8 protein-coding genes are annotated in these 14,697 nt (G+C 66.2%); 7 read left to right on the top strand and 1 reads right to left on the bottom strand.

Translation table 11 applies throughout. The features are described from left to right. Positions 1-11: 11 nt before the first annotated feature. The 7 genes from D9601_RS09250 (at position 12) to D9601_RS09220 (ending at position 13,582) form a co-directional block, all read left to right on the top strand. Positions 12-1,541, top strand: coding sequence for a tryptophan halogenase family protein (locus D9601_RS09250; RefSeq protein ID WP_198353715.1), 1,530 nt, complete (start codon positions 12-14; stop codon positions 1,539-1,541). A 213-nt stretch (positions 1,542-1,754) separates the two neighbouring features. Continuing rightward, a complete protein-coding gene (locus tag D9601_RS09245) occupies positions 1,755-4,802 on the top strand; it encodes a TonB-dependent receptor (protein ID WP_198353713.1) in 3,048 nt (1,015 codons plus the stop codon). Positions 4,803-5,503: 701 nt separating this feature from the next. Continuing rightward, positions 5,504-6,178 carry a DUF6445 family protein gene (locus tag D9601_RS09240; RefSeq protein ID WP_198353711.1) on the top strand — a complete coding sequence of 225 codons (675 nt, stop codon included), beginning with the start codon at positions 5,504-5,506 and terminating at the stop codon, positions 6,176-6,178. Beyond that, positions 6,175-7,977, top strand: a complete 1,803-nt coding sequence (locus D9601_RS09235; protein ID WP_198353709.1) for a family 43 glycosylhydrolase — start codon at positions 6,175-6,177, stop codon at positions 7,975-7,977. The genes D9601_RS09240 and D9601_RS09235 overlap by 4 nt, the downstream gene beginning before the upstream one ends. Positions 7,978-8,130: 153 nt before the next feature. Then, positions 8,131-8,802 carry a DUF6445 family protein gene (locus D9601_RS09230; RefSeq protein WP_198353707.1) on the top strand — a complete coding sequence of 224 codons (672 nt, stop codon included), beginning with the start codon at positions 8,131-8,133 and terminating at the stop codon, positions 8,800-8,802. A 174-nt stretch (positions 8,803-8,976) separates the two neighbouring features. Further along, positions 8,977-11,901, top strand: a complete 2,925-nt coding sequence (locus D9601_RS09225) for a TonB-dependent receptor (protein ID WP_332837958.1) — start codon at positions 8,977-8,979, stop codon at positions 11,899-11,901. A 187-nt stretch (positions 11,902-12,088) separates the two neighbouring features. Next, positions 12,089-13,582 carry a tryptophan halogenase family protein gene (locus tag D9601_RS09220; protein ID WP_198353705.1) on the top strand — a complete coding sequence of 498 codons (1,494 nt, stop codon included), beginning with the start codon at positions 12,089-12,091 and terminating at the stop codon, positions 13,580-13,582. A 9-nt stretch (positions 13,583-13,591) separates the two neighbouring features. Here D9601_RS09220 and D9601_RS09215 read toward each other — a convergent pair whose 3' ends face one another. Further along, positions 13,592-14,635, bottom strand: a complete 1,044-nt coding sequence (locus tag D9601_RS09215) for a LacI family DNA-binding transcriptional regulator (protein ID WP_198353703.1) — start codon at positions 14,633-14,635, stop codon at positions 13,592-13,594. Positions 14,636-14,697 lie beyond the last annotated feature (62 nt).

Raw genomic sequence — 14,697 nt, 5'->3', positions numbered from 1 at the left:
GAGGCTGTGCCATGACCGACCCGCACCCCAACCCCCCGATCAAGACGATCACCATCGTCGGCGGCGGCACCGCGGGCTGGATGACCGCGGCGCTGCTGTCGCGCCTGTTCCTCGGTGCCTATACGATCCGCCTGATCGAATCGGACGAGATCGGCACGATCGGGGTCGGCGAGGCGACGATCCCGGCGCTGCGCAGCTTCATCGGGCTGGCCGGCATCGACGAATTCGAATTCGTCCGCGCCACGCAGGCGACGTTCAAGCTCGGCATCGAATTCCGCCACTGGCGCGCGCCCGGCCACAGCTACATCCACGGCTTCGGCAAGATCGGCCAGGACCTCTACTGGCTGCACTGCCACCAGTTCTGGCTGAAGGAACAGGCGGCGGGGCGCGCCAAGCATCTCGATCTGTATGCCCTCAACACGCTGGCGGCGCGGATGAACCGCTTCGCCATGCCCGATCCGTCCAATCCCCATTCGCCGATGGCGGATCTCGACTATGCCTATCATTTCGACGCCTCGCTGTTCGCGCGCTTCCTGCGCGGGCGGGCGGAGGCGGCGGGGGTGGAGCGGATCGAGGGGCGGATCGTCGCCGCCAACCGCCGCGGCAGCGACGGCTTCCTCGACCATGTCGTGCTCGCCGACGGGCGCCGCGTCGACGGCGACCTGTTCGTCGACTGTTCGGGGATGCGCGGCCTGCTGATCGGCGACGCGATGGGCGTCGGCTACGAGGATTGGAGCCAGTGGCTGCTCTGCGACCGCGCGCTGGCGGTGCCGACCGCGCGCGGGACGGGGCCATTGACCCCCTATACGCGATCGACCGCGCACGACGCCGGCTGGCAATGGCGCATCCCGCTCCAGCACCGCACCGGCAACGGCCATGTCTATGCCAGCCGCTTCACCAGCGACACGGACGCGGCGGACACCCTGCTCGCCCATCTCGACACGCCGGCGCTCGCCGATCCGCGCGCGGTGCGCTTCCGTCCGGGCAAGCGGACCAAGGCGTGGGAGAAGAACGTCGTCGCGCTCGGCCTTGCCGGCGGTTTCCTCGAGCCGCTCGAATCGACCAGCATCCATTTGATACAGACCGGCATCCTGCGCCTGATCGCGCTCTTCCCCGGGCGCGGCTTCAACGCCGCCGACATGGCCGAATACAATCGCCAGACCGATTTCGAATATCGCGACGTGCGCGACTTCATCATCGCCCATTACAAGGTGACGGAGCGCGAGGACACGGATTTCTGGCGTTACGTCAAGCATATGGACGTGCCCGACAGCCTGACCGAACGGCTCGACCTGTTCCGCGCCTCGGCCCGCTTCTTCATGCACGGCAAGGCCGAGCTGTTCCGCGAGGAAAGCTGGGTGCAGGTGCTGCTCGGCCAGGGGCTGCAGGCGCATTACGACCCGATGGTCGACATGATCCCGGCCGATCAGGCCACCGCCTTCCTCAAGGATGTCGAAGAGGTGATCGCCGATGTCGCCGCCGGCCTGCCGACCCACGAGGCGTTCATCGCCAGACATTGCGCGGCGCCGCCGATCGCCTGAACCGCGCCACCGCCGCGCCGGCCGGTCCGGGCGGAGTGTGACCCGGCTGCAACAGTTCGCAGCATAGTGACGCAAGGCTGATCCATGCCGTTGTAACCGGTTACGCGGGCGAGTAACCGGTTCCACACGCCTCTCGCGATCCGCGGGCCGACTCCTGTCGTCGGCGCGTCGGGAGCAAAGACGGGGCAAGGGACGACCGTGGAGGGGTTTGAAATGGCATCCAGGATTCATCGCGCGCGCACTGTTCGCGGCATTTCGGCGGCGGCGCTGGCCGCGGCGCTGGTCATCGGTACGCCGGCCTTTGCGCAGGCGACCTCCACCCTGCGCGGCCATATCGAGGGCGCGGCGGCAGGGACCACCGTCGTCATCACCGATCTGACCACCGGCCAGGTGATCAACGGCCGCACCAATGCGACCGGTGACTATACCATCCCCGGCATCCGCCCGAGCACCTATCGCGTCGACGTGGCTGGTCAGCGGCCGGAGCAGGTCGTCGTCCCCGTCGGCCAGACGATCACGCTCGACATCGGCACCCCCGCCGCCAATGCGGAAGCCGCCGCTGCCACCAGCACGACGACGTCGGCCGACGCCGGCAACGGTTCGGGCAGCGACATCGTCGTCACCGGCCGTCGCACCCAGGAAGTGCGCACCGCCGAGGTCGCGACCAACGTCTCGCAGCAGCAGATCGAGAGCCTGCCGCAGAGCGACCGCAACTTCCTGAACTTCGCCGCGCTCGCCCCGGGCGTCGCGGTTACCCCCGGCCGCAGCAACCGCCAGGTCCAGGCAGGCGGCGTCAGCGCCGACAACGTCAACGTCTTCATCGATGGCCTCAGCCTCAAGAACCAGGTCAACCACGGCGGCGTCGCCGGCCAGAACTTCAGCCAGGGCAACCCGTTCCCGCAGCTCGCGGTGCAGGAGTTCAAGGTCGATACGCAGAACTTCAAGGCCGAGTACGAACAGGCCGGCTCCGCGATCATCACCGCGGTGACCAAGTCGGGCGGCACGTCGTTCCACGGCACTCTGTTCGGCGAATGGCAGCCGAGCTCCTTCTACGGCACCAAATATTTCGACCGGCCGGGCAATGCCAACAACCGCGACGGATCGAACAAGCAGGGCGACTACGACCGCAAGCAATACGGCGGCGACCTGGGCGGCCCGATCATCAAGGACGTGCTGCACTTCTACGGCGCGTTCGAGGCGACCGACCAGAGCGCGCCGTCCAGCGCCGTGTTGTTGGGCAACAACAATCCCGACAGGCAGACCGACCAGATCGTCCCGCAGGCGATCGTCAACCAGTATAATGGCAGCTATCCGCAGGCTTTCAACCAGAAGCTGTACTTCGGCAAACTGACCGCCTTCGTCAGCAATGCCGATACGGTCAACTTCAGCGGCTTTTTCCGTCGCGAAAGCAACCTGGCCGATTTCGGCGGCACGTCCGTCCCGTCGCACGGCCATTTGTTGCAGTCGAAAATCGACCTGTACCAGCTCGAGTGGAACCATCGCGGCGACAATTGGCTGAACGAGGCCACCGTCGCCTACAACACCGTGTTCAACGGCACGCCGCGCGTCAGCAGCGGCCCGGAGATCCTGCTCGGCACGCCCGGTGCCATCGTCGCCTCGCTCGGCACCAACGGCTTCGAACAGGCCGATAATCAAAAGACCTGGACGTTCAAGGACAACGTCACCTTCTACGGTTCCGGTCATGTCGTGAAGGCGGGCGTCAAGGTCGCGCTCAACGATCTGTCGCGCGAGGAAGACAATCTCAGCAACGGCCAGTATATCTTCACGCCGGCGAACTACACGACGTTCGACGCGTCCACGCCGATCCAGGGCAGCGTTTCGCTGGTACCCGTGCAGCCGGCCAAGGCCAAGGATACGCAGATCGGCCTGTTCATTCAGGACGACTGGACGGTCAACGAGCATCTGACGATCAACGCCGGCCTTCGCTGGGACTATGAGACCAACGCCAAGAACGACAATTTCGTCACCCCGGCGGCGATCGCGACGGCGCTGCGCAATTACCAGCCGTGGAAGGCCGCCGGCATCAATCCGGAGGATTACATCTCCACCGGCAACAACCGTAAGCCCTATTGGAAGGCGTTCCAGCCGCGTCTCGGCGTGTCGTACGACGTCAAGGGCGACCGCGACCTGGTGCTGTTCGCCGGTGCCGGCCGCTATTACGACCGGCCGCTGTTCATCACCGCGGGCATCGAGACCGTGAAGGCGCTGTATCAGCGCACCGTCACGCTCAACTTCTGCGATGGTCCGACGCAGCCGACCTGTGCTGACGTACGCGCGCAGCCCGGCAACAATGGCGTGCTTCCGCAAACGACCTTGGTCTGGAACGCCAATTACAAGAACGTCGACGCGCTGCGCGCCGCCGCGACCGCGACAGGTGTCGGCGGCGAGGTGTGGCTGCTCAACAACGATACGAAGCTGCCCTATTCGGACCAGTTCAACGTCGGCGTCCGCAAGCGGCTGGGCGCAATTCAGACATCGGTGACGCTCAGCCACATCCGCAGCCACAACATCTTCAAGTACGTGCGTGGCAACCGCCTGCTCAACGGCCAGTACACCAGCCTGGGCGACCAGTTCATCGAGGACAATTTCCCGGCTCAGGGCATCCTGCCCGGCTATAGCGGCAAGCTGAACATCGGTTCGAACGACGGCAAGGCCTATTACACCGCCGTCTACGTCACCGCCGAAAAGCCGTTCGTCACCGGCTCGACCTGGGGCTTCACCTCGACGCTGACGTTGCAGCGCGCGCGGTCGAACGTCGCGCAGGAACTGCAGGGCGACGAATTCTACAACGGTCCGCGCGTCGATGCCTATGGCATCAACTATGTCGCGGGCGTGGAGAAGTGGCGCTTCGTCGGCACCGGTATCGCCCGCGGCCCGTGGGACACGAAGATCTCGGTCACCGGCACGTTCAGCTCCGGCCCGTCCTTCGGCCAAGTCATCACGCGCCCCGGTCCGCCCGAATTCGGCAGTCCGAGCGGCACCTACGGCAATTTCGGCGGCGTGTTCTGGCCGGACCAGATCGTCGGCTATGCCTCGGTCGACGCGCGCATCTCGAAGAACTTTCGCATGCCGTGGGGGCATGATCTCGAGATCAACTTCGCCGCCTTCAACCTGTTCGATTCGGTCAACCGGACCTATACGGCCTGGGGCGCCGGCTCCGGCCTCAACCCGACCAAGCGCGAGAATGACACCACCGGCGTGCCGCGCTCGTTCCAGGTCGGCGCGCGCTACAAGTTCTGATGGGATTGGCTCAGAGGCGCATTCTTCACAGCGCCTCTGAGCCTAGTTACCATCCACGCGGTCTCAAGCTTCAGACCGTATACGGTCAATGTGCTCCGTATGCCGGGAGGCACAGAAGAAGGGCTTCTCCATAATATGGGGAAGAGCTGTTCGTGTTGAAAACATATTCGCAACGCTGACTTCCGGTGTAAGCCGGAACTTCGTGATGATTCGGTCCATAAACATACATGTAATATGAGCCTAAGGTGTTCACTATTCGCTCCGCACCCCAACTGTTTACGTTTTCGCTGTTCACGTAGAAAATATATCCGGCATCAATTTGCTGTTGAACTAGCGTCACCCATTCATCATGGGTCAGCCTCGTAAAATTTGAAAGTATAGTGTAGGTGTGTGATCCTGGGGTCACTTGGGCTATTGTTGGTTGCGGCAAGGACATGGTGAGGCCGACAGCGATAGCGATCGATAGGATGCGCATGTAGAACACTCCCCAACAAGTTGACTTGAATTTGGGCTTCTATGTGCAGCACTGGCTGATGAAGCATCATACTCGACTACTTGATAGTAGTCGATCGGAATATTTTCCGCCACGGGAATGTTGGAGGTGGAATGTTCAGTAAACGTGACGTTAAAGAACCCCCTGCCGATAAAAGCGGGCGGGATTGCATGCAGTTAATGAGCGTTAAATGCGTCGCTAAGCTTCGGTGACCCCCAGCCTGATCCGCATTGGCCGCAGCCAGAGTCCGGTCGTCATCGTCGACGGTGCCACCGGCGACGTCGACCGCATCGTCGATCTCGCCGCCGCGCTGGCGCCCTTTCCGAACGTCGCGCGCAGCTATTACCCCGGTGTCCGTCGCGTGCTCACCGCCGCCGACGGACCCGCGCATGACTATGCCACCGGGCTGCTCCAGGCGCTCGCGCCGTTCATCGGCGGCGCCTTCGAGGTCGACGGCTTCGACTGGATCGAGGGCAGCTTCTCGATGGTCACCGCCGCGCCGGACACGCTGTCGCCGGCACAGCGCATTCCGCATTTCGATTCGGTCGATCCCGGCTATCTCGCGGTGCTCCATTATCTCGCCGACACCCCCGGCACCGCTTTCTACCGCCAGCAGGCGACCGGGATCGAGCGGGTCGACGCCGGCAACCGCGACGCCTTCATCGCCGCCGCCCGTCGCGACGGCGCGCAGCTCAGCGGCTATACCAATGCCAGCAACGCCGCCTTCGAACGGATCGGCCTGGTCGAGGGCAAGCGCGACCGCGTCGTCCTCTACCAGGGCTGCCTGCTCCATTCGGGTATCATTCCGCACGATATGCTGCGCAGCATCGATCCGCGCGCGGGGCGGCTGACCACCAACCTCTTCATCCAGGCGCACCGATGATCGCAAGCCTCGTACTCGCCGCCGCGGCCCAGGCCACGGCCGCGCCGCACACCTATGCCAATCCGGTCGACCTCGATTACCGCTACAATTTTGAGCAGGTCAACGAGGGCGTCTCCTACCGCACCGGCGCCGATCCGGTGATCGTGCCGTTCAAGGGCGCCTATTACCTCTTCCTCACCCTCGCCGACGGCTATTGGCGCTCGACCGATCTGGTGACGTGGCGCTTCGTCACGCCCAGCCGCTGGCCGGCGGAGGGCATCGTCGCGCCGGCCGTCTCCTCCGACGGCGAGCGGCTGCTGATCATGCCGTCAATGACCGGGCAGGGGGCGATCTACGGCACCTCCGATCCGGCAAGTGGCCGCATCGACTATTATGTACGCCGCATGCCCGTCCTGCCCGGCGCGGTGAAGTCGGGGTTCGAGGATACGATCAAGGGCGATCAGGTGCCGCCCGGTCCGTGGGACCCGGACCTGTTCCAGGACGACGACAAGCGCTGGTACCTCTATTGGAATTCGTCCAACGTCTTCCCGATCTACGGCGCGCCGGTGTCGTTCGCCGACGGCAGGATGACCTACGGCAGCCCGCGCAAGTCCTTCATCCTGCTCGACCCCGACCGTCACGGCTGGGAACGGTTCGGCCAGGATCACAGCGGCACTTTGCCCAATGGCACGCCGATCAAGCCCTTCATGGAGGGCGCGTGGATGACCAAGGTCGGAGGGCGCTATTATCTGCAATATGGCGCGCCGGGCACCGAATATAACGCCTACGCCACCGGCACCTATGTCGGCAGTTCGCCGATGGGGCCGTTCACCTACGCGCCCTACAATCCGGTCGGCTACAAGCCCGGCGGCTTCGTGCAGGGGGCGGGGCACGGCAACACCTTCCGCGATCTCCACGGCAATTGGTGGAACACCGGCACGCCGTGGATCGGCTATAACTGGACGTTCGAGCGGCGGATCGGGATGTGGCCGACGGTGTTCGACGCCGACGGGCAGATGCGCGTCTCGACCCGCTTCGGCGACTTCCCGCAGCGCATGCCGACGACGCGCTTCACCGACCCGGATTCGCTGTTCACCGGCTGGATGCTGCTCTCCTATCGCAAGGCGGCGACGGCGAGCGGCAGCGTCGACGGGCACCCGGCGAGCGATACGACCGATGAAAATCCGCGCAGCTTCTGGCTGTCGCCGAGCAAGGCGCCGGGCGCGACGCTGACGATCGACCTCGGCGCGGCAAAGACGCTGCGTGCGGTGCAGGTCAATTTCGCCGATTATCAGGCGGGGCGGTTCGGCGATGCGCCCGACATCTACACCGAATTCCGCCTCGAATCGTCGCTCGACGGCCAGGCGTGGCGGCCGCTCGCCCGTACCGAGCCGCCGCGTCGCGACCGCCCCAACGCCTATTTCGAACTGCCGCGGCCGGTGCGGGCGCGCTTCGTCCGCTACGTCCACGGCCATGTCGGGGGTGCGCATCTCGCGATCAGCGACCTGCGCGTGTTCGGCACCGCCGGGGGTGCCGCGCCGCCCCCACCCACGCTGCTCGCCGCGACGCGCGACCGCGACACCCGCAACGCGACGATCCGCTGGACGCGCGTGCCGAGCGCGGTCGGCTACAACGTGCGCTGGGGCATCCGGCCCGATCGGCTGGCGCTGACCTACCAGCTGTTCGCCGACCGCGTCGCCGGTGGACGGGCAGCGGCATTGCCGTTGCGCGCGCTGACGGTGGGCCAGCGTTATTACGTCGCGGTCGAGGCCTTCGACGAGAATGGCGTCTCGACGCTCAGCCGGGTCGCCCCGCTGTAGCGTCTTGCGCTGTCCTACACGGCGGTGCGCTGCTACGGGTCTTCCCATGACCGCGATCCTCTCTTTCGTCCGTGACTGGTGCGTCCGGGATTGGGGTCGAAGATTGCGCGTTCAGGCGTCAATTCTGTCAAGACTCGCAGGGTGCACCGGCGCATGACCGCCAGCATCACCGTCACCCATCACGGCGCGGAGCGTCAGCCGGTCGTCGTCTTCGACGATTTCGCCGATGCCGAAATGCTGCGCGACGATGCCGGCTTCCTGTCCTTCGCGCCGATCGGCGAACATTATCCCGGCGTCCGCGCCCGCGTCGCACCAGCGATCCTGCGGCCGATGCTGGCGACGATCGCACCGGTCGTCGCGGACGTGTTCGGCATCGCCGCGACCGAGGTGGTCGATGCCTTCTATTCGCTCGTCACCACGCCGCCCGCCCGGCTCGCCCCGATCCAGCGGCTGCCGCATTTCGACGAAGTGTCGCCGAACCGGCTCGCGCTGCTCCACTTCCTGTCGCCCGACGAATCGAGCGGCACCGCCTTCTACCGCCAGCGCAGCACCGGCTTCGAATCGGTCGATGCCGCGCGCCTGCCCGCCTATCGCGCGGCGCTCGATGCCGATCTCGCCCGCCACGGCCTGCCCGACGCCAGCTACATCGCCGGCGACACGCCCGTCTTCGACCAGCTGGCGGTGCATCGCGGCCGCTTCAACCGCGCCATCCTCTACCGCTCGAACACGCTGCATTGCGCCTTCATTCCGCCCGATATGGCGTTGAGCGACGATCCGTTGAGCGGGCGGCTGACCGTCAACACCTTCCTCGACGCCGCCGGCTGACGCGGTCGCTCTGTTGCCGGAATGCAACGCGGCTGCGACGCCGCATGAATACGTATGTGGCCGCGTTGGCACATAATCTCCCTTTGTTCACAAGCGCGAGCATCACGCCGGCCGATCGTCCTCCCAAGCCAGGGGGCGGGGGCATGGCAGCACCCAAGGGGGAGGATTCTTCTCGTGTCCCGTTCCGTTCCGTCGTTTTCGCTGCGCACCCGCTGCGCGCTCCGCTCCACCACCGTCGGCCTCGGCAGCCTGTTCCTGGTAACCGGCGGCGCCGCCTTCGCGCAGGAAGTCCCCAACCCGCAGTCGCCCAACGCCAACCCGCCCGCCGCCGCGACGGTGCAGGCGCCGGCGCCGGCCGCCGAGCCGACCCCGAACCAGGACGCCGAGCAGGCGCAGACCGTCGCCAATGCGACGCAGGACGACGGCGGCTCGGACATCGTCGTCACCGGCATCCGCGCCAGCCTGGCGAGCTCCGCCAAGATCAAGCGCGACTCGACGCTGATCGTCGACAGCGTCTCGGCCGAAGACGTCGGCAAGCTGCCCGACGTGTCGATCGCCGACTCGCTCGCCCGTCTGCCGGGCGTCACCGCCCAGCGCCTCGAGGGCCGCGACCAGCGCCTGTCGATCCGCGGCCTCGGTCCCGATTTCTCGACCACGCTGCTCAACGGCCGCGAGCAGGTGACGGTCGGCGACAACCGCGGCGTCGAATATGACCAGTATCCGTCGGAATTCTTCCGCAACGTCAACGTCTACAAGTCGGCCGACGCTTCGCTGATCGCGGCCGGCATCTCGGGCACCGTCGATCTGCGCATGCTGCGCCCGCTCGACCAGCCGGGCCGCGTCTTCGCGATCAACGCGCGCGGCCAGATGAACGGCATCGACAGCCTCAACCCGGATTCGTCGCGCTACGGCTATCGCGCCTCGGCGACCTATGTCGACAAGTTCGCCGGCGACACGCTCGGCATCGCGCTCGGCGTCTCGGCGACGCAGACCCCGTCGCAGGACGAACGCTACAACGCCTGGGGCTATAACGGCGCCGGCACCGCGGCGAGCCCCTATGTGCTCAGCGGCGCCAAGCCCTATGTCCAGTCGAACGAGCTGAAGCGCTACGGCGGCGTCGCGACGATCGAATGGCAGCCGTCCGAGAACTTCCACTCGACCTTCGACGGCCTCTATTCGCACTTCGAGGAAACGCAGCATCTGCGCGGCATCGAATTCCCGCTGGCGGGCAACGTGTCGGCGGCGAACCAGGCGATCGGCGGCGTCAGCAACGGCTTTGCGACCAGCGCGACCTTCACCGGCGTCCACGCGATCCAGCGCAACGACTACAATCAGCGCAAGGCGGACAATTTCTCGCTCGGCTGGAACAACGACCTGAAGCTCAGCGACAGCATCCACCTCAACGTCGATGCGAGCTGGAGCCACGCCAAGCGCACCGACTTCCTGCTCGAGACCTATACCGGCACCGGCTACGGCGGCTCCGGCCCGGCGGACACCGTGCGCGTGTCGCAGAACAGCAACGGCACCTATTCAATCGTGCCGACGCTGGATTACACCAACACCAGCATCCTGCGCCTGACCGACCCGCAGGGTTGGGGCTATAACGGCACGCAGGCGGTGGTGCAGGCGGGCTTCCTCAACCAGCCGAGCTTCAAGGACGACCTGAAGTCGCTGCGCGCCAGCCTGAACGGCGAATTCGAGGGCTCGCTGGTCCGCGGCTGGGAAGTCGGCGCCAACTACAGCCGCCGTCAGAAGACCAGCGCCTATCAGTCCTACTTCCTTTGCCCGAAGGGTGCCGGCAGCAACTGCACCGTGACGAGCGGCACGCCGACCTCAGCGGCGATCCCGGCAGAGGCGCTGCTCGGCGAGAACGTGCCGCTCGCCTATCTCGGCGTGCCGGCGATGCTCGCGCTCAACCCGCTGTATCTCTACAACAACGCCTACAACAGCTATTACGACAACCGGCCGAGCTCGCTGGTGCGCGACAATGTCGTCACCGAGAACGTCTGGACCGGCTATGCCAAGATCAACATCGACGGCCAGCTCGGCGGCAAGAACGTCAAGGGGTCGCTGGGTGCGCAGGTCGTGCATAGCGAGCAGCGCGGCACCGGTCAGATCGCGTCGGTCAACAACGGCGTCGTGACCATCGCGCCGGCCGACCAGAAGGTGAACTACACCAACTTCCTGCCCAGCGCGACGCTGGCGGTCGAGCTGATTCCGAGCGGCTACATCAAGATGGGCGCCTCGCAGACCATGGTCCGGCCGCGCCTCGACCAGGAGCGCGTGACGCAGGACGTGTCGGTCAACGTGGCCAACATCGTCGCCAACAACCCCAATGTCGCGCTCAACCCGGTGTTCAGCTCGTCGGGCGGCAATGTCGCGCTGCGGCCCTATCAGTCGACCAACATCGATCTGTCGTTCGAGAAGTATTTCGCCGGTGGCGGCTATGTCGCGCTGTCGGGCTATTTCAAGCACCTGACCGACTTCGTCGATCCGAACAACAGCTACGCCTATGACTTCTCGTCGCTGCTGCCGGGCCTGACGCCGGCGCAGCAGGCGATCGTCACGCAGATCGGCGGCACGACGGGCCCGGTCTCGGCCCCCGCCAACACCGGGCGCGGCGAGGTGCTCGGCGTCGAGGGTACGATCTCGCTGCCGTTCAAGGCGATCACCAGCACGCTCGACGGTTTCGGCGTGTTCGTCACCGGCAATTACACCGACTCCTCGATCAAATATGCCAACAACACGACGATCACGCTGCCTGGTCTGTCGGACTGGACGGCGAGCGGCACGCTCTACTTCGAAAAGTGGGGCTTCCAGGCGCGCGCCAACTATCGTTACCGGTCGAGCTTCCTCGCCGAGGTCGCGGGTCTGTCGGCTAGCCCGACCTACCGCACGGCGAAGAGCGAGGGCATCCTCGATGCCCAGATCGGCTACGAGTGCCAGAGCGGCTTCCTGAAGGGCTTCTCGATCCTCGCGCAGGGCAAGAACCTGACCGATCGTCCGTTCATCACCTATCAGAACAACGATCCGCGCCAGGTGATCGACTACCAGCGCTACGGTCGCGATTATTACATCGGTATCAGCTACAAGTTCTGATCCTTTCCTCCCCGCCTATAAGGGCTGTCGCCGCGACCCGGCGGCAGCCCTTTTTGTTGCGACCACCGTCACCCCGGACTTGTTCCGGGGGCCACCGTTCCGCAAAATGGCCGGCCGCTGCGTGCGCGACACCGTGGATGCCGGAACCAGTCCGGCATGACGACCGGCAAACCAGAGGATGCCACCCATGACCCCCACCACGATCGTCATCGCCGGCGGCGGCACCGCAGGATGGATGGCGGCGGCGGCACTCGGCCATCTGCTCGGCGAGCATGTCACCATCCGCCTGGTCGAGTCCGAAGCGATCGGCACGGTCGGCGTCGGCGAGGCGACGATCCCGCAGATCCGCCTGTTCAACCAGGCGCTCGGTCTCGACGAGGATGCCTTCCTGCGCGCCACCGGCGGCACCTTCAAGCTCGGCATCGCCTTCGACGGCTGGACCGCGCCGGGGCACAGCTACATGCACGCCTTCGGTGATGTCGGCCGCGACGTCGGACCGGTGCCGTTCCAGCATTACTGGCTGCGCGCCCGCGCCGCCGGTGTCGCCGGCCCCCTCGGCGACTATTGCATGAACGAGGTCGCGGCCCGCGCCGGCAAGGTCCATCGCGGCCCGCCGCTCACCGCGCGCACCATCCCGCCGATCCCTTACGCCTTTCACTTCGACGCCAACCTCTACGCCGCCTATCTCGCCCGCTTCGCGCGCAACCGCGGCGTCGAGGGGATCGAGGGGGTGATCGCCACGGTCGAACGCGACGGCGACAGCGGCGACGTTACGGCATTGCTGCTCGACGACGGCCGGCGCGTCGCGGGCGACCTGTTCCTCGACTGTACCGGTTTCCGCGGCCTGTTGATCGAGGGCGCGCTGGCGACGGGCTATGAGGATTGGTCGCGCTGGCTGCCCTGCGACCGCGCCGTCGCGCAACCGAGCACCGGGAGCGGCGCGCCGCTCCCCTATACGCGGGCGATCGCGCGCGCGGCGGGCTGGCAATGGCGCATCCCGCTGCAGCATCGCACCGGCAACGGCCATGTCTATTGCAGCGCCTTCACCAGCGACGACGAGGCGGCGGCGACGCTCGCCGCCAATCTCGACGGCGAGGCGACCGGCGATCCGCGGCCCTTGCGCTTCGTCACCGGCCGCCGGCGCCAGGCGTGGCGCCACAATGTCGTCGCGCTCGGCCTTGCCAGCGGCTTTCTCGAACCGTTGGAATCGACCAGCATCCACCTGATCCAGTCGGCGATCGCGCGGCTGGTCAAGCTGCTCCCCGCCATGCCCGTCGCCGATGCGCTGCGCCGCGAATACAACCGCCAGGCCGATTTCGAAATGGAGCGGATCCGCGACTTCCTGATCCTCCATTATTGGGCCAACGGTCGCGACGAGCCCTTCTGGCAAGCATGCCGCGCGATGGCACTGCCCGACACGCTGCAGGCGAAGATCGACCTGTGGCGCGAAGCGGGCGTCATCACCCGCGAGCATGAGGAACTGTTCACCGAGGACGGCTGGCTGCAGGTGCTGGTCGGGCAGGGGGTCACGGCGCGCGCGCACCATCCGCTCGCCGATGCGATTCCCGATGCCGATCTGGCGGAATATATGGAGACGCTGCCCCTGCTCTACCGTCGCGAGGCGGGCGCGCTGCCGCAGCATGGCGCCTATGTTGCGCAGCATTGCGCGATGCGGCGGTAGGCCGCGGGGCTAGCTCGAGCCGCGCACCACCAGCCGCGGCTGCAGCAGCGCGGCCTGCGTCGTCTGGTCCGCGATGCGGCGCAGCAGCGTGTCGACCAGCACCTCGCCGGCGCGGCGATAGTCCTGCGCCACCGTGGTCAGCGGCGGCTGCGTCGTCGCGGCGGCGGGGATGTCGTCGAAACCAACCACCGACACGTCATCGGGCACCTTGATCCCCGCCTCCGCCAGCGCCCGCATCGCGCCGAGCGCGATCAGGTCGGAGGCGGCGAACAGCCCGTCGAAGGGGATGTCGCGTGCCATCAGCCGCTGCATCGCCTCATAGCCGCCCTGTTCGACCGACAGCGCATCGGCGTGCAGCCCCGGATGCACCGGCAGCTCCGCCGCGCGCAACGCGGTCTGCAATCCCTGATAGCGGTCGCGGAATTCGGGATAATGGTCGTCGGCCTGGCCGATGAAGGCGATCCGCCGCCGGCCGCGCGCGATCAGATGCTCGCCTGCGGCGCGACCGCCGGCCAGATTGTCGCTGCCGATCGTCGTCGCCAGCCCGTCGGGATCGACCGAGCCCCAGCGCACGAAATGCGTGCCCTGCGCGCGCAGCGCCTCCAGCCGCGCCTTATACACCTCGTAATCGCCATAGCCGAGCAGGATGATCCCGTCCGCCTTGCGGCTGTCCTCATAATCCTTGTGCCAGTCGGCGGACAGGTCCTGGAACGAGGTCAGCAGGTCGTAGCCACGCGCCGCGCAGGTGCGCAGGATCGACCCGAGCATCGAAAGGAAGAACGGGTTGATGTAGGTGCCGTCCGGCATCGGGTCTTCGAAGAACAGCAGGGCGATGGTCATCGCCTGGCCGCGGCGCAGCGACGAGGCGTTCTTGTCGACCTTGTAGTTGAGCTGGTGCGCGATCGCCTCGATCCGCATCCGCGTCGCATCGCTGACCGTCGGGTCGCCGCGCAGCGCGCGGCTGACCGTCGGCTGCGAGACGCCGGCCAGCGCGGCGATGTCGAACGACGTCGGCTTGTCGCCTGCCCCCCTGCTGCGCGTCCTGGCCGTCATGATGGTGCAATAGACCAAGGGGATGCGCGGCGGAAGGGCAGGGGGTGTGCCGCATGTGAATA

The organism is Sphingomonas sp. MA1305 (assembly GCF_016107325.1).
Lineage (GTDB): Bacteria > Pseudomonadota > Alphaproteobacteria > Sphingomonadales > Sphingomonadaceae > Sphingomonas.
The sequence above is the reverse complement of the archived record's forward strand: the minus strand, read 5'-3'. Positions and strand labels throughout refer to the sequence as shown.

What these genes read in the sequence shown, in the direction of transcription:
- D9601_RS09250 (WP_198353715.1), top strand. Translation starts at nt 12, where the DNA reads ATGACCGACCCGCACCCCAACCCCCCGATCAAGACGATCACCATCGTC.
- D9601_RS09245 (WP_198353713.1), top strand. Translation starts at nt 1,755, where the DNA reads ATGGCATCCAGGATTCATCGCGCGCGCACTGTTCGCGGCATTTCGGCG.
- D9601_RS09235 (WP_198353709.1), top strand. Translation starts at nt 6,175, where the DNA reads ATGATCGCAAGCCTCGTACTCGCCGCCGCGGCCCAGGCCACGGCCGCG.
- D9601_RS09230 (WP_198353707.1), top strand. Translation starts at nt 8,131, where the DNA reads ATGACCGCCAGCATCACCGTCACCCATCACGGCGCGGAGCGTCAGCCG.
- D9601_RS09220 (WP_198353705.1), top strand. Translation starts at nt 12,089, where the DNA reads ATGACCCCCACCACGATCGTCATCGCCGGCGGCGGCACCGCAGGATGG.
- D9601_RS09215 (WP_198353703.1), bottom strand. Translation starts at nt 14,635, where the DNA reads ATGACGGCCAGGACGCGCAGCAGGGGGGCAGGCGACAAGCCGACGTCG.